Raw genomic sequence first — 21,229 nt, 5'->3', positions numbered from 1 at the left:
CCGGCCGCGCGGGGTGCCGCGCAGGCGCCGCCCAGGCATGTCCGAGGGTGCGTGGTCGCACTCCGGATCGGAATGATCAGCCTTCTTGCATATGATGTGCAGGTGCATGAATATGACATCAGGGTGGCGGGACCCGGTGAACTCGACGGCGCCCGCGCGGTGATGCTCGACACCCTCTACCGCGACTTCGGTACGGGCTATGTGCCGCGCTGGCACGCGGACATCATCGATCCGCTCGGCGCGTACGTCGCCCCCGACCGGCATGTGCTGCTGGTGGCGGTCGACGTGCGGGACGGCACCGTCGTCGCCACCGGCGCGCTGGACTCCCGGGGGCCCGCCCATCCGCCCAACCCCCGCCGGCTCGCCGAGCGTTACCCCTCCGGCGAGACCGCCCAACTGCGCCGGGTGTACGTACGGGCCGAGCACCGGCGGCGCGGGCTGGCCCGGCGGCTGGTCGCCGCGCTGCTCGACTTCGCCGCGGCCGACGGCGGTTACCGCTCGGTCTATCTGCACACCGACCCCCAGGTGCCCGGCGCCGAGGCCTTCTGGCGCTCGCAGGGCGTGGTGGTGTGCGACGAGCGCGAGGTGACGGGGGAGCGGGTCGTGCACTTCGAGATCCCGGTACCCGTGCCCGCCGGTCCCCCTGTCGCGGGATGAAAATCATTCTCATGTAGGCTGCGTCGCGCACCACCGCCACCCCTCGGCCCTCACAGAGAACCAAGGACCATGCGCACTCCCCGTCGCCGTCGCGTCGTCGCCGGCCTGCTCCTCGCCCCCGTGCTGACCGGCTGCTTCGCCTCGGGCGGTGACACCTCCGAGGACTCCTCCGACGGCGGCTCCCGGCTGCGGGTGGCCCTGGCCTTCCCGCCCGCCGAGAACTTCTCCCCCTACGGCGCCGACGCCACCCTCCTCAGCCGGCTCGGCGTCACCGAGGGACTCACCGGGCTGGACGCCAACGGCGCCCCCGCCCCCGCGCTCGCCGAGTCCTGGACCAGGGAGAACGACCGGAACTGGCTCTTCACCCTGCGGGAGGCCACCTTCCAGGACGGCACCCGGGTCACCCCGGCCGCCGTCGCCGCCGCGCTCGTCCACGCCACCGAGGCGGAGCCGGTCACCGCCGCCCTCTCCGGCATCACCCTCACCGCGAAGGCGAACGGCGACCGCCAGGTGCGCGTCACCACCGAAAGCCCGGACCCCGCCCTGCCGCTCAGGCTCTCCAGCCCCGGCCTCGTGATCCTGTCCGCCAAGGCCTATGGCGCCAAGCGCGTGAACCCCGTCGGCACGGCCACCGGCCCCTTCGAACTGACCGAGGTCACCGGCACCACCGCCGCCACCCTGGACCGCTACGACGCCTACTGGGGCGGCCGCGCCCAGGCGAGCGGCATCGACGCCCGCTTCATAGCCGACGGCTCGGCCCGCACCAACGCCCTGCGCACCGACCAGGTCGACGTGGCCGAGTCCGTCCCCGTGGCCCAGGCGTCCACCCTGGACAAGGGAACCGGGCGCGAGACGGCCACCACCCGCACCACCAGCCTCCTCCTCAACACCGTGTCCGGCGCCTTCAAGGACCCGAAGCTCCGGGCCGCCGCCCGCGAGGCCGTCGACGGCTCCGTCCTCGCCGAGGACGTCTACGAGGGCTACGCCGACGCCGGAGCAGGCATCTTCGGTCCCGCCGTGGCCTGGGCCGCCGACAAGCGTGTCGAACCCGCCGGACGCGCGAAGGCCACCGACGCCGACGGCACCGCGATCACCATCGCCACCTACGACAACCGGCCCGAACTGCCCGAGGTCGCCCAGGTGCTGCAACAGCAGCTCAAGAAGGCCGGGTTCGAGGTGAAGCTGGAGGTCCGCGAGTACTCCCGGCTGGAGGGCGACGCCCTCGCGGGCAAGTTCGACGCCCTCGTCGGCGCCCGCAACTCCCTCCTGGACACCGGCGACCCCGTCTCCATCCTCACCAGCGACTTCACCTGCGACGGCAGCTACAACCTCGCCCAGCTCTGCGACAAGAAGGTCGACCGGGCCGTCGCCGCCGCCGCGAAGGAGTCCGACACCGCCAAGCGGCAGCAGGCGGCGATGAACGCCGAGGCCGCGATCCTCGCCACGGACGCCACCGTCCCGCTCGTCCACCAGAAGATCATCACCGGCGTCGGCACCTCGGTGCGGGGCGTGATCCTCGACCCGTACGAGCGCACCCTGGTCGGAACGGGGACCCGGCGCTGAGACGGACACTCTGGCGGGCCCTGCTCGCCGCCACGCTGCTGTGCGGCATCGGTCTGCTGCCGTGGCTGTCGCGCACGGACCCCGCGCTCACCGTCCTCAAGGCGCGCTCGGCCGAACGCGACCCGACCCCGGAGGTGCTGGCCGCCGTACGCGAGGAGATCGGCCTCGACGCCGGCCCGTTGCGCCTGCTGGCGCAGTGGTGCGGCGGGCTGGCGCGCGGGGACGCGGGCCGCTCGTGGATCTCCGGCGCGGAGGTCACCCCCGCCGTCGTCCAGGCCCTCGGCGCCTCGCTGCTGCTGATGGCCACCGCGCTCCTCGTCGCGGCGGCCACGGCCACGACGGTCTGCGCCCGCACCCTGTGGCTCGGCGCGCACCGACGCCTCGACGACCGCCGCGCCGGCGGCAGCCTGGCCGCGATGCTCGCCGCGCTCCCCGAGTTCCTCACCGGCTCCGTACTCGCCGTCGCCGTCGGAGTGCACCTCGGCTGGCTGCCCGCGCTCGGCTGGTACGGGCCGCGGTGGACGGTGCTGCCCGCCCTCGCCCTCGGGCTGCCCGCCGGCGCACTGCTGGGCCGGATGCTCGACGACCTGCTGCCCGGCGCCTTCGCCGAGCCCTGGGCGCTGGCCGCCGCCGCGCGCGGCATATCCGGGCGGTCCGTCGCGCGCCAGGCCGTCCGCCGTTGCGTGCCCGGACTCCTGCCCAACATCGGCCTGTTCGTGGTCGGGCTCACCGGCGGCGCCGTCACCGTCGAGCAGATCTTCGACATACCCGGTCTCGGCCGCACCACCCTCCAGGCCGCCATCGCCCAGGACCTCCCCGTCCTCCAGGCCGGCACGCTCGCCCTGGTCCTGCTGGCCGCCGTCGCCGGCGCCCTCGCCCGTCTCGCCGCCCGGCTGCTGATCGGCCCGGCCCTGCGCGACGGCGCGCTGCACTCCCTGCACGGCCCGAAGCCGCCCGCACCCCGCCGCGCTCCGCTGGTCCACGGCACGCTGCTCCTCGCGGTCATCGCGCTCGGCCTGACCCGTGACCCGCTCGCCCTCGACACCGGGGCCCGGCTCCGGCCTCCGTCCTGGGCCCACCCGCTGGGCACCGACGCGCTCGGCCGCGACCTGCTCGCCCGGATCGGCCACGGGGCCTTCACCACCCTCGCCCTGGCCGTCACCATCAGTGCCGCCGCGCTCCTCGCGGGCCTGCTCCTCGGACTGCTGCCCCGCTTCTCCGGGCCCCTCGTCGACACGGTCAACGCGATCCCGGCGGTCCTCGCGGGACTGCTCGTCGCCGGAGTCGCCGGCAGCGGAGCGACGACACCGGCGCTGGCCGTCGCCGCCGTGGCCTGGGTACCGCTCGCCGCGCACACCACGGCCCTGCTCGAACAGGAGCGGGCCACCACACACATCACGGCCACGAAGGGGCTCGGCGCGGGCACCGGCTACCTGCTCCGCCGCGAACTGCTGCCCGCCGTCCTGCCGCCCGTCGCCCGCCACGCCCTCCTGCGGCTGCCCGGCGTGGCCCTCGCCCTGACCTCCCTCGGCTTCCTCGGCCTGGGCGCGCAGCCGCCCGACCCGGAATGGGGCCTCCTCCTCGCCGAGAACCAGCCCTACGCCGAACGCGCCCCCTGGGCCGTCCTCGCCCCCGCCACCGCCCTCGCCCTCCTCGGCGCGCTCGCGGTCACGGCCGCGGGCGGGGTGCGGTGGCCGCGCCCGCGCCTCGCCGGGTTCCCGCGCCGAACGCCGCCCGTCGTCGCCCCCACCGTCGGAGAGACAGGATGACCGAGCCCTTGAAGAAGCAGCCGGTGAGCGACATACCGGAGCGGCGGACGCCGCACCGGACCCCCGAGAAGAGCATCGCCGCGTCGTCCCGGCGCGGCACCTGGGCACGGCTCGACCCGCTCCTCCGGCTGCTGATCCTCACCCAGCTCGCCTTCAACGTCGGCTTCTACGCCGTGCTGCCGTTCCTCGCCGGGCATCTGGGGACGGCGATCGGCATGGCCGGCTGGATGGTCGGCTTCGTGCTCGGCCTGCGGACCTTCAGCCAGCAGGGGCTGTTCGTGGTGGGCGGCGCGCTCGCCGACCGCTACGGCGTCCGGCCCGTGGTCCTGGCCGGATGCGTACTGCGGATCGCCGGGTTCGTCTGGCTCGGGTACGCCGACGCCGACTGGTCCGTGATCGGGTCGGTCCTGCTGATCGGGTGCGCGGCGGCCCTGTTCTCGCCCGCCGTGGAGTCCGAGGTCGCCCGGCAGGCCGTGGTGTGGGAGCGGTCGGGCGGCGGCCCCCGCACCGGCGTCCTCGCGCTGTTCACGGTGGCCGGACAGGCCGGCGCCTTCGTCGGACCACTGCTCGGCGCGCTGCTGCTGGCCATCGACTTCCGGGTGGTGTGCCTCGCGGGCGCCGGGATCTTCGTGCTCGTCCTCGCCGGGCACGCGCGACTGCTGCCGCAGCACATACCGGGCCGTGAACGCGTCGAGGTGCGCGGCGGCCTCGGCGGGCTGCTGCGCAACCGGCGGTTCCTGGCGCTGTGCTGCGCGTACGGGGCGTATCTGCTGGCCTACAACCAGCTCTATCTGCTCCTCCCCGACGAGGTCGAGCGGGCCACGGGGTCGCAGTCCGCGCTGGCCTGGCTGTTCGGGCTCTCCTCGCTGCTGGTGGTGAGCGCGCAGCTGCCGGTCACGCGGTGGGTGGGGGAGCGGCTGGACCTGCGGCGGTCCATGACGGCGGGGCTGCTGCTGATCGCGGCCGGGTTCGCGGTGGTGGCGGTGGCGCTGCCCGCCGGGTGGACGGGGTACGCGGGGCTGCTGCCCGCCGCCGGGTTCGTGGTGCTGCTGACGGTGGGGCAGATGCTCGTGGCGCCGGCGGCGCGGGCGTGGGTGCCGGATCTTGCGGCGGCGGGGCGGCTGGGGCTCTACACCGGGGCGATGTCTTCTGTCTCGGGGCTGATCGTGCTGGGGGGTAGTGCGGGGGTCGGGGCGCTCATGGGGGGTGGGGTGCCGGGTGGGGTGCCGTGGGCGGTGCTCGTGGTGGTTCCGGTTGCGGCGGTTCTGCTGCTACCGCGCCGGGGGTGAGCGCCCCCGCCGCCCCTACCCTTCCCATCCTCAAGGGGCTGCGCCCCTTCGACCCCCAGGCGTCCGTCCGGTGGGGGCTGGTCGCGCAGTTCCCCGCGCCCCTGAAAAGCAGGGGCTGCGCCCGCTGCTTTTCAGGCCCGCAGGGCCTGTGCCTTTCAGGGGCGCGGGGAACTGACCTCAGGCCATCTGACGACGCACCAGCTCGCGCAGCCGTCCCGCGGGGTTCGCGAGCAACTGGGCCGGCGGGCCGACCTCCGCCACCTTGCCGTCCTCCATCACCACCACCCGGTCCGCGTCCATCACCGTGGACAACCGGTGGGCGATCACGACCCGCGTCGCGTTCAGCGCACGCGTGCTCTCGATCACCGTCCGCTGCGTCTCGTTGTCGAGCGCGCTCGTGGCCTCGTCGAAGAAGAGGATGCGGGGGCGGCGGATCAACGCCTGCGCGATCATCAGACGTTGACGCTGGCCCCCGGAGATCGTCCCGTTGCCCTGGACGATGGTGTGCAGCCCCATCGGCATCCGCTGGATGTCCTCGGCGAGACCCGCCATCGCCGCCGCCGCCATCGCCTCCTCGGGCGTGTACGGCTCCGTCCCGCAGATGACGTCCAGGATCGAGCCGGTGAACGGCTGCGCGTGCTGCAGGACGACACCGCACTGCCGGCGCACGGCGGACCGGTCGAGGGCGCCCAGGTCCTGACCGTCGTAGAGCACACTGCCGGAGACCGGCTTGTCGAAGCCGATGAGCAGCCTCAGCAGCGTCGACTTGCCGCAGCCGCTCGGGCCGACGACCGCCACGAACTCGCCCGGCGCGACGGCGAAGGACACGTCGTCCAGCACCAGCGGGCCGTCGTCCGCGTAGCGGAAGGAGAGGCGGCGGGCCTCCAGCGCACCGGACAGGACACCCGGGCGCGTACTCCCCGTCCGCACCTCCGGCGTGGCCTCCAGGACCGGCTTGATCTCCTCGAACAGCGGCAGCACCGCCACCGCCGAGACGAACGCGCCCGTCAGCTGGGTGACCGACGTCAGCAGCATCGTCACCGAGGTGTTGAAGGTCAGGAACTCCGCCGCCGACAGCGACCCCCGCGCCGGCCCCGCCAGCAGCATGAACATCAGCAGGGTGCACAGCGGGAGATACACCGCCCCCAGCACCGTGTTGAGGTTCTTGATGCCGCCCACCTTCTGCTGCAGCTCACGGCTGCGCGCGAACTCGCCCGCCCAGGCGGCGTAGGCGTAGTTCTCGGCGGCGGCCACCCGCAGCTTCGGCAGACCGCGCAGGGTCTGGAAGGCCCGGTTGTCGAGCTTGTTGCCGAGGACCACCAGACGGCGCTGCCAGCGGACCTGCCACAGGCCGAGGCCGAGGAAGACGGAGGCCACCAGCACCAGCATGCCGATCGCCGCCAGGGCCATGGGCACGCTGTACCAGAGCAGCAGGGCGAGGTTCACGGCGCCGACGGTCACTGACTGCGCGACGACCGGGCCGACCCCGGCCAGGGTGCGGCGGATCGCGCTGATGCCCATGGCGGCCCCGGCCAGTTCCCCCGTGGAACGCGAGGCGAAGAACGCGGTGGGGAGCCGCAGCAACCGGTCCCAGACCGCAGGCTGGAGGGTCGCCTCGATACGGCCCTCCAGCCGGAGGATCGTCATGTTCTGCAGAAGCAGGAACGCGGCCGACACCACACTCGCCAGCATGATCGCCAGACAGACCCGCACGATCAGGTCCTCCTGCGCCTTCGGCACGTACTCGCCGAGGACCTTGCCCGTCGCGACGGGCACCAGCGAGCCGAGGAGGACCGTCACCAGGCCGCTGAGCAGCAGCCCCGTCAGGTCGCCGCGCGTGCCGTGCAGACTGAACCGCATCAGCCGCAGCGGGCCCGGCACCCGCTCGGGCAACGGGCGGTAGAACATCACGGCCCGCGGCTCGAACTCCGCCGCGTTCGCCTTCTCGATCGGCGTCTCCCGGCCCGACGAGGGCTGTACGGCCACATAGCCGCCGCGCCGCCACAGCAGCGCGACCGGGGCCCCGGACAGCGCCCGGTGCCCGACCAGCGGGCCCACGTCCTCCCGCCACCAGCTCCCGGCGAGACGTACGGCCCGGATCCGGACCCGTGAGGCGAGCGCGACGCGCTCCACCGGGTCGAGCCGGTCGCTCTCGGTGCCGCTCCGTGCCGGCTCGGACAGGGTGATCCCGGCCGCCCGGGCGACCAGTTCACAGGCCGCGTACGTGGCGTCCGCGTCGGCGGCGGTCGTCCGCCGGTGCGCGGAGGACGTGCCGATCGACGCGAGGAGCGTGCGGTCGGCCTGGGCGCGCACCGCCTCACCGGCCTTGATCCCGGCCGCCGTCCGGTCCTCGTGGCTCCGCTCCAACTGCTCGATCCAGCGGTCCAGCGTGGCCAGCAGCCGGAACTGCTGGTCGACCATGCTCTGCCAGACCCCGGGGTCCATCAGCAGGTCGGCCGCCGCCTCGGCACCGTAGAGCGAGCCGTACTGGACGCTGCCGGGCGGCACCCGCATCCAGAACACGTCGTCGTCGGTGGGCACGGCGGCCTGCTCGCCGGCCATCGGCGCCTGGAAGAGGACCGACAGACCGCGGCCGACGCCCAGGGCCAGGGCGTGTTCGAGCGGGCTGACCTGCGGCTCGACGAGCATGGGGTTGCCCCACGCGTCGTACGACCAGGTCTCGGTGCCCGTCTGCTGGTACAGCTCGCGCAGGCCGACGCGCCGCACCACGCAGTCGCGCAGCGGGCGGGCGACCAGGGTGTGCTGGGGCCCGGCGACCGGGCCGAGCAGCAGCGCGCCCGCCTCCAGACGGCCCAGATGGTGCCAGTGGCCCTGCCCGTCGGCGTCGACCGCGAACAGGTCCAGGGCGCCGGAGGCCACCAGCCACAGGGTCTGCGGCCCTTCGAGGTCGAGGCGGGTACGGCCGGCGCAGTCGAGGGGGGTGCCCAGGGCGCCGAAGGCGCCGAGGACGAGGTCGCCCTCGCCGGACGGGGACGTCATCTCAGTGCTCCCTGACCAGCTGGGCGTACGCGCCGCCGCGTGCCACCAGCTCCTCGTGCCGTCCGCGTTCCACGATCGTCCCGTGCCGCAGGACGACGATCTCGTCGCTGTCGCGGACGGTGGAGAGCCGGTGGGCGATCACCACGCACGCGCAGCCGCGCTTGCGGAGGTTGTCCATCACGATCAGCTCGGTCTCCGCGTCGAGCGCGCTGGTCACCTCGTCGAGGACCAGGATGCTGGGCCGGCGGACCAACGCCCGCGCGATCTCCAGACGTTGCCGCTGCCCGCCCGAGAAGTTACGGCCGTCCTGCTCGACCCTGCTGCTGATGCCGCCCGGCCGGCGGGCCACCACGTCGTACAGGGCCGCGTCCCGCAGCGCCTCCACCACGGCCTCGTCCGGGATCGACGGGTCCCACAGGGCCACGTTGTCGCGGACCGTGCCCTCGAACAGGAAGACCTCCTGGTCGACGAAGGACACCGAGGCGGCCAGGGCTCCCCGCGGAATGTCCTCCAGACGCCGGCCGTCGATCCGGATCACCCCCTCCCAGGGGGTGTACAGCCCGGAGATCAGCCGGGACACCGTCGACTTGCCGCTGCCGGAGCCGCCGACCAGAGCCACCTGCCGACCCGGGCCGACGGTGAGGTCGAAGCCGGTGAGCAGGGGTGTGTCGAGAGGGCTGTAGCCGAAGGTGATGTTCTCCAGCTCCACATGGCCCTGCAGCCGGCGGGTGGACTCGGCGGCGTCCGGGCGGGCGTACAGCGGGTCGGCCCGGAAGTTCTCGACGTCCTTGAGGCGGGCCACGTCCGCCGCGAAGTCCTGGATACGGCCCGCCACGCCGTTGAGCCGGGTGATCGGCGCGGTGAACCGGGTGACCAGCGCCTGGAAGGCCACCAGCAGGCCGACGGAGATATGGCCCTCGAGGGCCCGCATGCCGCCGATCCAGAGGATGAGCGCGCTGTTGAGGGTCGCGAGGGTCGGGGCGACCACCCCCAGCCAGGCGCTCGGCACCCCCAGACGCTGCTGCTCCTCCAGCGTGGTGGCGTGCTGCCCGGCCCACTTGCGGAAGTAGCCCTCCTCGCCGCCGGTCGCCTTCATCGTCTCGATCAGCTGCAGCCCGGTGTACGCCGTGGTGGTGAGCCGGGCGTTGTCGGCGCGCAGCTTCGCCGTACGGGTCGCGCGCAGCCGGATCACCACCCGCATCGCCACCACGTTCAGCAGCGCCACCGCGACACCGACGAAGGTCAGCTGAGGGTCGTAGGTGTAGAGGAGCACGGCGTAGAGGAGGACGACGACCGCGTCGACACCGGCGGCCGCGAGGTCGCGGGCCAGGGTCTCGGCGACCGCGTCGTTGGACCGCAGGCGCTGGACGAGGTCGGCGGGGCTGCGCTGGGAGAAGAAGGTGACGGGCAGCCGCAGCAGGTGCCGCAGGAAGCGGGCGCTGGACAGGGTCGAGGAGATCAGGCGGCCGCGCAGCAGGTTGGCCTGCTGCAGCCAGGTCAGCAGGACCGTCAGCAGCACGCACGCGCCCATCGACCCGAACAGCACACCCAGCAGGGAGGTCTGACCGCCGATCAGGAACATGTCGATGTAGGTGCGGCTCAGCGCGGGCACCGCCGCGCCGACCACCACCAGCAGCAGACTGGCGAGGACGGCGGCGGGCAGGGTGCCGGCGGTGCCGCGCATCCGGGCGGGCATGGCGCCGAGCACCCCCGGCCTGCGGCCGCCCTTCGCGAAGTCGTCGCCGGGCTCCATGACGAGGACGACCCCGGTGAAGGCGGCGTCGAAGTCCTCCATGGGCACGAACCGGCGTCCCTTGCCGGGGTCGTTGACGTGGACGCCGCGCCGGCCCAGACGGCGCCCCATGCCGTCGTAGACGACGTAGTGGTTGAACTCCCAGAACAGGACGGCAGGGGCCTTGAGCTCGGCGAGGGCGGCCACGTCCATCTGCATGCCCTTGGCGGTCAGGCCGTAACTGCGGGCCGCCTTCAGCAGGTTGCTGGCGCGGGAGCCGTCACGGGAGACACCGCAGGCGATGCGCAGTTCCTCCAGCGGGACATGCCGCCCGTGGTGTCCGAGGACCATGGCGAGGGCGGCGGCGCCGCACTCCACGGCCTCCATCTGCAGCACGGTCGGCGTACGCACCGTCCGCTGCCGGACCTTGGGCACCGGGCGCTTCTGCGGGGCGGCCTTGCGTCTGCCGCGCGCCGGCGGCCGGGAGGTGTCCTGGGACGCGGTCACGGGAGCAGCCAATCGACGGGACGCTCGTCGGCCAGCCGGATCGAACCGGTGGCCATGGTCATGGAGGTCAGCTCGAACGGCGGCCCGTCCTGCGAGGACCACGCGTAGCCCGACTCGGTCGACGCCCTGCGGTCCAGCCGTACGGTGACGGCCACCGGCCGGCCCTTCCTGGTGAACTGCTCGCCCAGCTGGGTGTCCCCGAGGAACGCGGCGATCGACTGCGGGGTCTGCGCGGTGCGGTCCACCTTCTTCACATGGCCGCGCAGCACGCCGTACCGCTGGGTGGGCGCCGACTGCACGGTCAGGTCCACGGCGGCGTCGTCGGGGATCGAGGCGGCGTTCTCGGCGGGCACGTACACCGTCGCGCAGAGCGGATCGTCGGCGTCGGCGACCTTCTCGATCGCCGCGACGTCGGTGCCCGTGCTGATGATCCGGCCGATCGTGGCGGCGAGCGCGGAGACCCGGCCCGCGGCGACGGACCGTACGACCTTCTCGCCGTCGGCGGTGGCGACCTTCAGGACGGGGGCCCGGGCGGGCAGCCGCTCGCCCTGCCGTGCGAGCACGGCGGTGACCTGGCCGGCGACGGGACTCTGCAGGATGTAGCTGCCCTGGCCGTGGGTGAGGACGGCGGGGGCGCTGACGGTGGAGGCGACGGAACCCGTCACGGCCCACACGGACGCGGCGGCCATGGCGGCCACCGTCACGGACAGCACCAGCCAGCCCTGCGGGCGGGCGAACCGCACCGGCAGGTCGAGTTCCTCCGGTGACCGGAGCTTGGCGAGGGCCTGTTGGCGGAACTGCACGGGACTTCCCTCACCTGCGCGACTCGGGAGGAGGACGTTCGGGCACCGGAGAGTCCCGGAACCGGTCAGGTGGTTCCGGGACTCAGCGGCACCGGGGCTCGATCAGAGACCGGCGACCAGGCTCGTCACCGGGGCGGTGTTCAGGCCGGTGACACCCTCGACCGTGCCGACGGCCGTGTTGACCAGGCCGGAGACCGGGGCGACGCCGTCCACCAGGCCGGTGACGGTGCCGACGGCGTTGACGGACAGGCCACCGGAGACGGCGTCGAGGGCGGCGTCCGAGATCTCGGCGGTCTCGACCTGGGGGGTGGAGTTCATGGGGGAACTTCCCTTCGTATAGCTCTTCATAGGGGGGAGCGGCCCCCTTCTGGGGACAGAACGACGGCCGCGCACGTGGGTGCCCGCTCTCGTCTCCGAGAGTCCGGCGGCCCCCGCGGTGCGATGGATCAAAGCAGACCGCCGTTGCGCACTTCCAATCAACAGGGCCTCCCACCAGCGCTCTTGGTGACCATGGCGTTCCATCCGTGCAGGCTCGGGCACGGGTTGGGGGCAGCTTCTTCACACGGATCGCGGCATCGTCATACGCGGTTCGTTGCCGTCCGGAAAACGAATGGGACAGTCCTCCTGAAAGGCACGGGACACGAGTCACCCGTGTGCAGAACTCCCGTCGGCCGTGACCCCGCTGGGCATTCGGTGTGGAGATTCCCGGAAGCCGGTTTCCCGGCCGCCGAGGGGGACGGACCGCTACCGGACGGTCGCCGAGCGTGCCGGGCGCGGCGCGGGCCCCCGTCGCGCACGGGCGCCCCACAGGAGGTGCGGGCGGGAAGTCCTGACATGACGGGCGAACGGGGGGCGTAGCGCGCTTTGCGAAATGGAAGAGCGGAATCTTTTTGCGGAGCGTTGAACACCCCACCGGAACCATCCGTACCAACTGGCAACCAGGCGCCCCCAGTTCACCCGCCGGACGGCGGCACGGACCCCGTCCCCAGGAGGTCAAGAGTTGAGTCACAAACGAGCCACCAAGCGCAAGGCGTTCATAGCTGCAGGCGGCGTGGCGGCGCTCGGCGCGGCAGCCCTCATCCTGCCGAACGCCATGGCGTCGCAGACGGACGCGAAGGGCGCCGCCCCCAGGACGCTCGCCGCGAGTGACGCCTCGGACCTCGCCTCCAAGCTCCGCGAGGCACTCGGTGACGCGTTCGCAGGCGCGTACTACGACTCGGCCGAGAAGCAGCTCGTCATCAACGTCATCGACGGCCTGCAGATCGACGGCGACGACAACAACGTGATCATCCAGGCGCAGTCGGCCGGTGCGAAGGTCCGTGAGGTCGACAACAGCTGGTCCGAGCTCCAGAAGGGCGCGGCGACGCTGAAGGCGAAGGCCAGCGTTCCGGGCACCGCGTGGGCCATCGACCCCCGCACGAACAAGATCCAGGTCACCGCCGACTCCACGGTCACGGGCGAGAACTGGGACACCATCGAGTCGGCCACCAAGTCGCTCGGCACGGACATGGCGGCCATCAAGAAGTCCGCCGGCACGTTCAAGCCGTTCCTGGAGGGCGGCGACGCCATCTTCGGCGGCGGCGCGCGCTGCTCGGCCGGCTTCAACGTCGTCAACGCCGAAGGCGCCCCGGCCTTCCTGACCGCCGGTCACTGCGGTGTCGCCGAGGCCGAATGGTCCGAGGAGGAGGGCGGCGCCCCGATCGCCACGGTCGACGCCGCGACCGCCACCTTCCCCGGCGCCGGTGACTTCGCCCTGGTCAACTACAACGACCCGGCGACCCAGGCGGCCAGCACGGTCGACCTCGGCAACGGCCAGACGGTCGACATCAAGGCGGCGGGCGAGGCCGAGGTCGGCCTCCAGGTCTTCCGCATGGGCAGCACCACCGGCCTCGCCGACGGCCAGGTCACCGGTCTCGAAGCCACGGTCAACTACCCCGAGGGCACGGTGACCGGGCTCATCCAGACCGACGTCTGCGCCGAGCCCGGCGACAGCGGCGGCTCGCTGTTCACCCAGGACGGCCAGGCCATCGGCCTGACCTCCGGTGGCAGCGGCGACTGCACCGTCGGCGGCGAGACGTTCTTCCAGCCGGTCACCACCGCCCTCGCGGCGGTCGGCGCGACCCTCGGCGACGCCGGTGCGGGCGCCGGTGAGCAGGCTGACGGAGGTGCCGCCGCCGGTGCCGGCGAGCAGGCCGACGGCGGTGCCGCCGCCGGTGCCGGCCAGGAAGAGGGCGCCGCCGCCGCGGGCGCCGGTCAGGAAGAGGGCGCCGCCGCGGCCGGTGCGGGCGAGGAGCAGGGTGCCGGTGACGCCGGTGCGGGCGCCGCGGCCGGTGCCGACGCCGGAGCGGGCCAGCAGCAGCACGACCAGGGCGCCGGTGACCAGGGCGGCGAGCAGCAGCAGGGCGGCGAGCAGCAGGGCGTCCAGCGCTGAGGCGGACCCCCACCCCGTACGTGGACGACGGCCCGCCGATCAGCGGCCACTGACCCCGGGCCGTCGTCCCACGACCCACCCGTCGGCCCCACCCTCGTGGTGCGGCCGGCGGGTGGAACGGTCCGGCCCTCCGGCGGGAGGGCCGGACCGTTGTCGTCCGTGCGGCGCGCACGGGACCGGCCGGGTCACCCGGCGGTGCCGGTGGCCCGCAGCAGCAGCAACGCCACGTCGTCCGCCCGCTCCTGCGCCGCCTCCGTCTCCCGCACCAGACGGTCGGCGAGCCACTCCAGGGGCCGCTCCCCGGCCGTCGACAGCCGCTCCCCGAGACTCGCCAGCGCGTCCTCGATGTCCACCCCCGGCGACTCGATCAGCCCGTCGGTGTACAGGACCAGCACGGACCCCTCCGTCAGCGCCACCTCGGTCGTCGGATACGCCGCCGCCGCGTCGATCCCGAGCAGCGGACCACCGGCGAGGTCCAGCACCCGCACCTTCCCGTCCGGCCGGCGCAGCAGCGGCGGCGGATGCCCCGCCCGCGCCATGACCGCCGTCCCGTGCGCCGGGTCGAGCCGCAGATACAGACAGCTCGCGAACAGCTCCGAACCCAGGTCGATCAGCAGCCGGTTGGTACTGCTCATCACCTCCTGCGGCCCCTGCCCGACGGTGGTGTACGCGCGGACGGCCGTACGGATCTGCCCCATCAGGCCCGCCGCCGTCACGTTGTGTCCCTGGACGTCCCCGATCACGGCGGAGGCCCGCCCGTGCGAGAGGACCAGGTCGAAGAAGTCGCCGCCGATGTCCATGCCCCGGGTGGCGGGCAGATAGCGGGAGGCGGCCTCGATCCCCGGGATCGACGGCAGCGAGTGCGGCAGCAGCGCCTGCTGCAGCCCGTGCGCGAGCTGGTGCTTGGCGTCGTACAGCAGCGCCCGCTCCAGGGCCTGGGCGATGAGACCGCTGAGGCTGGTCAGCACGGCGCGCTCGTCGGCGGGGAACGGGTGCGGCTCCGCGTACCCGAGCACCCAGGTGCCCACCGGCCGCCCCGAGGCGATCAGCGGGACGTACGCCCAGGCGTTCAGCCCGTCCGGGGTGTCCCGCCGCACCGGATACAGGTGCTCCAGCTGCTGCCGGGACTCGAAGAAGGCGGGCACGCCGGTGGTCAGGGCGTGCGCCCCGGGCATCGGCGCGGTGAGCGGCGTGCCGTCGAAGCGCTCCACGAGGTGCGGGTCGGCATAGCCCCGGTGCCCGAGCACGTGCAGACGCCCGCCCCGCGAGCCGTACATCACCAGGGCCTGGCCGCCGATGGCCGGGACGATCTCGTCGGCGACCAGGTCCACCACGTCCTGCACGCTCACCGCCTCGGTGAGCGCGCTCGCCAGCGCCAGCACATGGTGGATGGTCACCAGACGGCCCGGCTCCTCCACCCGGGCGGCGTGCTCGGCCTCGGCGACCGCGCGGGCCCGTGAGATCCGTACGCTGAGCCCGTTCGTGCCCGGGTACAGCCGGAACGACAGCCAGTCGCTCGGCGGCCGGAGCGCCACGAACGACGTCACGTGCTGGCTCATCAGCGCCGCCCGGTACCGGTCCTCGTACGCGGGATCGTTGAGCCAGGGCACCGACACCCACAGCTGGGTGCCCAGCAGACCGCTCACCGGGATGCCGAGCAGCTCGGCCGTGGCCGCGTTGGCGAAGGTGATCCGTCCGTGCAGGTCGAGCGCGCACATCCCGTACGGCAGCCGCGCCACCATCCGCGCCGCCTCCACCGTGCCGAGCGTGCCCGCGACCATGGTCGCCGACGGCGCCGACAGGTCCGGCTCCGGCAGCACCGGCCGGCCCTCCTCCTCGGCCCGCCGCAGCCGCTTCGCCAGCCGGTCGCAGGCGGAGGTCAGCTGGTCCCGCTCGCGCTCGCTCAGCTCCGGCGGGTGGGAGCCGGGCCAGGTCAGGAAGACGGCCCCGTAGGTGGTGTCGCGGGTCGCCACCGGCAGCGCGGCCAGGGCGAACGGATAGGGCAGGACCACGGCGATCCGGGGATAGCGGCGGGCCATCTGCTCCTCGCCGCTGACCCACACCAGCCGCCGGCCGCGCACCGCCTCGGAGACGGGGACCGGCGCGCTCAGCCCCACCCGCTCCCAGGGCGCGGCGAACGACCTCGGCAGGCCCGCCATGACCGCCATCTCCAGGACCGGCTCGTCCGGCGCCAGCAGATACACCGCCCCCGAGTGGGCCCCCACGTCGTCCATCATCGAGGCCAGCGCCAGGGAGAGCAGCGGATGGCCGACGCGCTCCGTCTCCACGGTCGTCCGCCCCGCGGCCCCATGGACGTCGGACATGCCCACCACCTCCTCGCGGCCGCGCGACGGTTCCAGGGTCCAGGCTCCTCCTAGGGGGCGGCCCACGCACGGCGAGCGCCGCCCCGGACGCACCGCCGTACCCCCTCCCGCCCGGCCCATGCCCCCTCGCCCGATGCGCGCACTCGCGCACGGGCGCCGCGAGTGCGCCCCCGCGCTCCCCGATGGCTGGTTCTTCGCGCCCCGGTGTGTGGTCACGGACGCCGACAATGGGCACGCGCTTGGGGCGGGAGGACATCGGTGGGCCGGGAGGCGGAGGGCGAACGTGATCGGGGTACTGCTCGTGCACGACGAATGTCTGGTCAGGTCGGTCCTCGCGGAGTGGCTGTGCCGGCAACCCGACCTGGCGGTCCACGACGCGTCGTGGCGCGCGGCGCCGGGCCGTGCGCGGTCCCTGCGGCCCGACGTCTGCGCCGCCGACCTGGACTGCGCCGACGCGGTCGGCATCCCGCCCCTGGGCGACCTGCGCGGCGCGGGAGGCTCCGCCCCCGCCCCCGGGCTGCTGGTCCTGGCCCACGCGGGCAGACCCGGACTGCTGAAGCGGGCGGCCGAGGCCGGGGCCCTCGGGTACGTGGACAAGGAGGGCTCGCCGCAGCGGCTGGTGTCCGCGATACGCGAGGTCGCCCGGGGCAGACGCTTCGTCGACGACTCCCTCGGCTTCGGCTTCCTCAAGGCCGCCGAGATGCCGCTGACGCGCCGCGAGCTGAGCGTGTTATCCCTGGCCGCGGAGGGGGCCTCCGTCGCCGAGATCGCCGGCAGCCTGCACCTGTCCCACGGGACCGTGCGCAACTACATGGCCGCCATCACCCGCAAGACGGGGGCGCGCAACAGGATCGACGCCATCCGGATCTCGCAGGGAGAGGGCTGGCTCTGAGGACCGCCCGCCCCGGGGACCCGGCGGAACCGGTACGGGGGTCCAGGCGCCGACCAGGTCCCGGTACAGCGGCGAACGGGCCAGCAGGTCGCCGTGCTCGCCGTACGCGACGGACCGCCCGTCCATGACCAGCACCCGGTCGGCGCGGCGCGCCGAACTGACACGGTGGGCGACGACCACAAGCGTCGTGCCCGGCCGGCGGGCGAAGGCCCGTTCCGCGCGCTCCTCCGCCTCCGCGTCCAGGTGACAGGTCGCCTCGTCGAGGATCACGACCGGCGCGTGCGACAGATACGCCCGGCCCAGCGCCACGAGCTGCCGCTCCCCGGCGGACAGCGCCCGCGGGTCGACCTCGGCGGCCGGGCCGCCCAGCCGGACCATCACCTCGGTGAGTCCCACCGCCTCCGCCGCCTCCCACAGCTCCTCCTCGGGCACGGGTTTCGGCCGTAGTTCGCCGAGGTTCTCGGCGAGGGATCCCCCGAAGACGTACGCCTCCTGCGGAATGAGCACCCGGTGTGCGCGTGCTGTGGCGCCGGCCGCCCGTTCCCCGCACAAGCGGACGGTGCCGTGCCGCGGGCGCAGCAGACCCGCGGCGAGTCCGGCGAGGGTGGACTTCCCGGCGCCGCTGGGACCGACGACGGCCAGATGCGTGCCGTGGGGGAGACGGAGACTGAGGTCGTCGAGGACGGGGGCGGCGTCGGGGCCGTAGGCGAAGGTGACGCCGGAGAGGCAGAGGGCGGCGGCCTCGCGCGGTGCCGGGGGCGTCGGCGGGGCGGGCTGGGGCGCCGTGTGCGCCGGCGGCTCCGCGGGCCCGGACCGGCAGGGCGGGTGCGGCGGGTGGGCGGCGGGGCCCGGCGGGAGCAGTCTGCGCAGGACCACCGCGAGCCGGGAGCCGCTGGTGCCCAGGCCGTGCACCAGGTTCTGCAGCGCGGGCAGGAGGGACTGGGTGACGTAGGCGAGGGCGCCGATCAGGGCGCCCGCGGTGACTCCCCGGTCCAGCAGCCAGGGGGTGCAGGCCAGCAGCAGGACGACGGGCAGATGGCCGCCGATCGCGAGGGCGGCGACCCGGACGACGCCCCAGCGGGCCAGTGAGCGGGCGGCCCGGTGCTCGGCGTCGACGCGGCGGCCGGTGTCGCCGGCGACGATGTCCTCCGCGCCGGCGGCCGTGATGTCCCGCAGCCCGGGGCAGACGTCGCCGAGCCGGGCGGCGAGGGCCTCGTCGGCGACGAGGAAGGTCTCCTGACGGCGGGCCAGCGGCCCGAGCGTCGCCAGGAAGAGGGCCACGCCGGCGGCCAGCGGGGGCGCCACCACGAGCAGCAGCGGCGGGGCCAGCGAGAAGAGTCCGGCGAGTGCCCCGGCGGCCGTGAACAGGAACGAGCGCGAGACCATCACCAGCCCGGCGAAGGTGTCCCGGGCGATCTCCACCTGCTGGGTCAGCCCGGACAGGGCCCCGCCGTCCGCCTCCCGCACCCCCCGCGCCACCACCTCGCGCACCAGCCGGTCCCGCAGGGGCTCCACCAGCCCCGCCACACACCCGTACACCCGCCCGGTCCCGTACGCCCCGACGGCCACCGCCCCCGCCCCGGCCCCGAGCCATGCCAGCCCGACCCCCGGCCGCCCGGCGAGAAACCCGTCGTCCAGGGCCCGCGCCAGGGCGTACCCCGTCAGGAACGTCTGCGCCGCCTCCAGCACGGACCACAGCACCAGCCGGACGACGACCCGGCCCCGGCTCCGCAGGAAGCGCAGGCCGCGCCGGGGGAGGCCGGGCGAGGAGGGGCGCTCGGGCCGCCCGGCGCCGGAGGGTTCGCCGCCGGTCCCGGACCGCCCCGGTCCCGACAGCCCGGAACGTCCGTCCCGCTCCGGCTCGTACGCGCCCGACGCGCCCGACGTGCCCGACGTGCCCGACGCGCCCGACGCGCCCGACGCGCCCGACGTGCCCGACGTGACCGATGCGCCCGATGCGCCCGGCATCGGAGCGGGCCGTGGTTCGGGCCCCGTGTCCGACGGGCGGCTCGCGGAGTCCGCTCCTGCTCCTGCTCCTGCTCCTGCTCCTGCTCCCGCCTCCGCTCCTGCCCCCGCCCCCTGTCCGGTCTCCGGCCGCCCGGCCCGGAGCCGCGCGTCCTGCCGCGTGTCCTGGCCGTCCATCACCCACCGCCGTACGGAGGCGTGCCGGACCCGGTGTCCCGGAGCACGTCCCCGCCGGGCGGGACGGCCCGGTCCTCCTCGGCCGCAGGGGCGCCGGCCCCGGCTCCTTCTCCGAACAGGTCCCGGTAGGCCGCCGTCCGCCACAGCACGGCGTGCGGCCCCATCGCCCGGATCTTCCCGCCGTCGAGCCATGCCACCGCGTCCGCGCGGGCGGCCGTGGTGACCCGATGGGCGATGACCAGGCGGCTGCCGCCGGTGGGGGCCAGGAGCGCGTCGGTGACGCGGCGCTCGGTGACGGTGTCGAGGCTGGACAGGGCGTCGTCGAGGACGAGGAGACGGCTGTCGCGGGCGAACGCCCGCGCGAGGCCCAGGCGTTGGACCTCCCCGCCCGACAGGGGCGCGTCGGCGCACGCGGTGGCGTAGCCGTCGGGGAGGCGCCGGACGAAGGCGTCGGCGTGCGCGGCACGGGCCGCCTCCCGGACGCGGGCCGGGGAGGGACGCGGGACACCGAAGGCGATGGTGTCCGCCACGGTCCCGCCCAGCAGGGCCGGGCGCTCGAAGGCGTGGGCGACCGCCGCGCGCAGTTCCCGGCGGTCCAGTGCGCCCACGGGCACCCCGTCGAGCCGTACCTCGCCCTCGTCGGGGTCGGTGAGCCGCCCGGCGACGGCCGCGAGCAGCGACTTGCCCGCCCCCGAGCGGCCCACGACGGCCAGCGTGCTCCCGCCCGGCACGAGGAGATCGACCCCGTCCAGGACGGTCCGCCCACCGCGCCGGACGGTCACGGAGCGCAGCTCCAGGCGTCCCACCGGCTGTCCCCGGCCCGGGGGCGGCAGCGTCCGTCCGCCGTACGGGGTCGGGGGCTCGGCCAGGACCTCGGCGAGCCGCTCCGCCCCCGCCCGGGCGCGGACCAGGCCCGAGACATGGCCGACGAGGACGCCGACGCCGGCGGCCAGCACCGCGTAGCGGGACGCGGCGAGCAGCTCGCCCACGGACAGCCGGTGCCGGGTCAGCAGGACGCCCGCCGCGGCCACCACGGACAGCTGCAGCAGGGGTGCCACGGCGGCCGTCCGCGCGGCGGCCCGGCCCTGGACCCGCCACATCCGGTGCCCCTCGCGGGAGAGCACGGGCAGGGGGCCCAGGACGCGGGCGACGGTCCGGTCGGCGATGCCCGCGGCGGCGATCGTGCGGTGTCCGGCGACGGCCTCGGCCAGCGCGCCCGCGATACGCCCCTGGGCCCGCTGGTAGCGCGCCACGCAGTCGGAGGAGCCCCGGGCGAGCGCGCGCAGCACCAGGGCGAGCAGGGGTGCTCCGGCCAGGAACACCACCATGAGCAACGGGTCGATCAGGGCCAGCGCCGCCACCGCGCCCAGCGGCCCGGCGAGCGCGGCGAGCAGCGCGGCCGTGGTGGCGGGGGCCGTTCCGGCCTGGGCCGCGTTCCCGACGAGCCGGGCCACCAGGTCGCCGGGCCCGAAACGGCCGACCGCCCGGGGCCCCACGGCCAGGACGTGCCCGACGAGACGGTGGCGCAGCCAGGCCGTGGACCGGGCGCTCGTGGTCCCGGCGAGGACGGTCTCGACCGCGTCCAGGGCGGCGACGGCCAGCACCAGCCCCGTCGACCACAGCACCCAGCGCGTGCCGCCCGGGTCGCCGGCCAGCAGCAGGTCCAGGGCCCGCCCCAGGGCGAGCGGCAGGGCGAGGTTCGCCCCCGCCGAGGCCACGGACACGAGGGCCAGGGTCGTGCAGCGGGGGGCGGAGTGCCGGACGGTGGAGCGCAGCAGGGGGACGGACGCGGCTGCCGGGCCGGGGGCGCCGGCTTCACAGAGGGTCGTCATACCCGTCCTGACGTGGATGAATGAGCCCCGGACGGTTCCTTCCCGGGCAGGGGAGAGGAACCGTCCGGGGCTGTTCGGCGCGGCTCAGCCGCTGTGCCGGTCCGTCGGGCGTCCGGGACGACCCGGACGCCCGGGCCGGGTCAGAGGCAGAGCGTGATGCTGGCCGCGCTCACACAGGACAGCACGCTCAGGGAGCTGGGCCCGCCGGTACCGGTCGTCTCGTCGGCTTCCATCGTCTGCAGGTCGAGAAGTGCCATGTCGATTCCTTTCGGTCGTGGCCCGCTCGGC

13 protein-coding genes and 1 pseudogene are annotated in these 21,229 nt (G+C 74.5%); 6 read left to right on the top strand and 8 right to left on the bottom strand.

Translation table 11 applies throughout. The features are described from left to right. Positions 1-102: 102 nt before the first annotated feature. From PYR72_RS09370 to PYR72_RS09355, 4 genes are all read left to right on the top strand, one after another. A complete protein-coding gene (locus PYR72_RS09370; RefSeq protein WP_275454870.1) occupies positions 103-657 on the top strand; it encodes a GNAT family N-acetyltransferase in 555 nt (184 codons plus the stop codon). A gap of 69 nt (positions 658-726) precedes the next feature. Further along, positions 727-2,220 carry an ABC transporter substrate-binding protein gene (locus PYR72_RS09365; RefSeq protein WP_275454869.1) on the top strand — a complete coding sequence of 498 codons (1,494 nt, stop codon included), beginning with the start codon at positions 727-729 and terminating at the stop codon, positions 2,218-2,220. A 299-nt stretch (positions 2,221-2,519) separates the two neighbouring features. Further along, complete coding sequence (locus PYR72_RS09360) at positions 2,520-3,989, top strand: ABC transporter permease subunit (protein ID WP_275460371.1); 1,470 nt, start codon at positions 2,520-2,522, stop codon at positions 3,987-3,989. Continuing rightward, positions 3,986-5,278 carry an MFS transporter gene (locus PYR72_RS09355; RefSeq protein WP_275454868.1) on the top strand — a complete coding sequence of 431 codons (1,293 nt, stop codon included), beginning with the start codon at positions 3,986-3,988 and terminating at the stop codon, positions 5,276-5,278. Before PYR72_RS09360 ends, PYR72_RS09355 begins: the two co-directional genes overlap by 4 nt. A 177-nt stretch (positions 5,279-5,455) precedes the next feature. Here the strand turns inward: PYR72_RS09355 and PYR72_RS09350 are convergent, their stop codons facing one another. The 4 genes from PYR72_RS09350 to PYR72_RS09335 form a co-directional block, all read right to left on the bottom strand. Then, the gene (locus PYR72_RS09350; protein WP_275454867.1) at positions 5,456-8,278 is read right to left on the bottom strand and encodes an NHLP bacteriocin export ABC transporter permease/ATPase subunit; all 2,823 of its coding nucleotides are present in this window, start codon (positions 8,276-8,278) and stop codon (positions 5,456-5,458) included. Between the two features lies 1 nt (position 8,279). Next, positions 8,280-10,517 carry an NHLP family bacteriocin export ABC transporter peptidase/permease/ATPase subunit gene (locus PYR72_RS09345; protein ID WP_275454866.1) on the bottom strand — a complete coding sequence of 746 codons (2,238 nt, stop codon included), beginning with the start codon at positions 10,515-10,517 and terminating at the stop codon, positions 8,280-8,282. Beyond that, entirely contained in the window at positions 10,514-11,320 is an 807-nt protein-coding gene (locus PYR72_RS09340) for an HlyD family efflux transporter periplasmic adaptor subunit (protein WP_275454865.1), read from the bottom strand. The genes PYR72_RS09345 and PYR72_RS09340 overlap by 4 nt, the downstream gene beginning before the upstream one ends. A 102-nt stretch (positions 11,321-11,422) precedes the next feature. After that, positions 11,423-11,638 (bottom strand): hypothetical protein, encoded by a 216-nt coding sequence (locus PYR72_RS09335; protein ID WP_005484006.1) that lies wholly within the window; start codon positions 11,636-11,638, stop codon positions 11,423-11,425. Positions 11,639-12,320: 682 nt separating this feature from the next. Here PYR72_RS09335 and PYR72_RS09330 point away from each other — a divergent pair. After that, on the top strand, positions 12,321-13,751 hold the full coding sequence (locus PYR72_RS09330) for a S1 family peptidase (RefSeq protein WP_275454864.1): 1,431 nt from the start codon (positions 12,321-12,323) through the stop codon (positions 13,749-13,751). A gap of 185 nt (positions 13,752-13,936) precedes the next feature. On the opposite strand, the gene PYR72_RS09325 is transcribed toward PYR72_RS09330, so the two are convergent. Further along, a complete protein-coding gene (locus PYR72_RS09325; protein WP_275454863.1) occupies positions 13,937-16,075 on the bottom strand; it encodes a SpoIIE family protein phosphatase in 2,139 nt (712 codons plus the stop codon). On the opposite strand from PYR72_RS09325, the pseudogene PYR72_RS42945 reads away from it, so the two are divergent. Then, positions 16,074-16,883 (top strand): annotated as a pseudogene (locus PYR72_RS42945) (response regulator transcription factor); the annotation flags it as partial. The gene PYR72_RS09325 and the pseudogene PYR72_RS42945 overlap by 2 nt on opposite strands. On the opposite strand, the gene PYR72_RS42940 reads toward PYR72_RS42945, so the two are convergent. The 3 genes from PYR72_RS42940 to PYR72_RS09305 all read right to left on the bottom strand — a co-directional run bounded on the left by PYR72_RS42940 (position 16,806) and on the right by PYR72_RS09305 (position 21,198). Continuing rightward, complete coding sequence (locus PYR72_RS42940; protein WP_343245520.1) at positions 16,806-18,935, bottom strand: ABC transporter ATP-binding protein; 2,130 nt, start codon at positions 18,933-18,935, stop codon at positions 16,806-16,808. The pseudogene PYR72_RS42945 and the gene PYR72_RS42940 overlap by 78 nt on opposite strands. A 173-nt stretch (positions 18,936-19,108) precedes the next feature. Beyond that, the gene (locus PYR72_RS09310) at positions 19,109-20,941 is read right to left on the bottom strand and encodes an ABC transporter ATP-binding protein (RefSeq protein ID WP_275454861.1); all 1,833 of its coding nucleotides are present in this window, start codon (positions 20,939-20,941) and stop codon (positions 19,109-19,111) included. Positions 20,942-21,081: 140 nt separating this feature from the next. Continuing rightward, on the bottom strand, positions 21,082-21,198 hold the full coding sequence (locus PYR72_RS09305) for a SapB/AmfS family lanthipeptide (protein WP_005483995.1): 117 nt from the start codon (positions 21,196-21,198) through the stop codon (positions 21,082-21,084). Positions 21,199-21,229 lie beyond the last annotated feature (31 nt).

This window comes from Streptomyces sp. VNUA24 (assembly GCF_029167005.1).
In the GTDB taxonomy this organism is placed as follows: domain Bacteria; phylum Actinomycetota; class Actinomycetes; order Streptomycetales; family Streptomycetaceae; genus Streptomyces; species Streptomyces scabiei.
The sequence above is the reverse complement of the archived record's forward strand: the minus strand, read 5'-3'. Positions and strand labels throughout refer to the sequence as shown.

Bases quoted from the DNA above. Each gene is read 5' to 3' on its own strand.
- PYR72_RS09365 (WP_275454869.1), top strand. From the start codon at position 727: ATGCGCACTCCCCGTCGCCGTCGCGTCGTCGCCGGCCTGCTCCTCGCC.
- PYR72_RS09305 (WP_005483995.1), bottom strand. From the start codon at position 21,198: ATGGCACTTCTCGACCTGCAGACGATGGAAGCCGACGAGACGACCGGT.
- PYR72_RS09335 (WP_005484006.1), bottom strand. From the start codon at position 11,638: ATGAACTCCACCCCCCAGGTCGAGACCGCCGAGATCTCGGACGCCGCC.
- PYR72_RS09360 (WP_275460371.1), top strand. From the start codon at position 2,520: ATGGCCACCGCGCTCCTCGTCGCGGCGGCCACGGCCACGACGGTCTGC.
- PYR72_RS09325 (WP_275454863.1), bottom strand. From the start codon at position 16,075: ATGTCCGACGTCCATGGGGCCGCGGGGCGGACGACCGTGGAGACGGAG.
- PYR72_RS09350 (WP_275454867.1), bottom strand. From the start codon at position 8,278: ATGACGTCCCCGTCCGGCGAGGGCGACCTCGTCCTCGGCGCCTTCGGC.
- PYR72_RS09355 (WP_275454868.1), top strand. From the start codon at position 3,986: ATGACCGAGCCCTTGAAGAAGCAGCCGGTGAGCGACATACCGGAGCGG.
- PYR72_RS42940 (WP_343245520.1), bottom strand. From the start codon at position 18,935: ATGCCGGGCGCATCGGGCGCATCGGTCACGTCGGGCACGTCGGGCGCG.
- PYR72_RS09310 (WP_275454861.1), bottom strand. From the start codon at position 20,941: ATGACGACCCTCTGTGAAGCCGGCGCCCCCGGCCCGGCAGCCGCGTCC.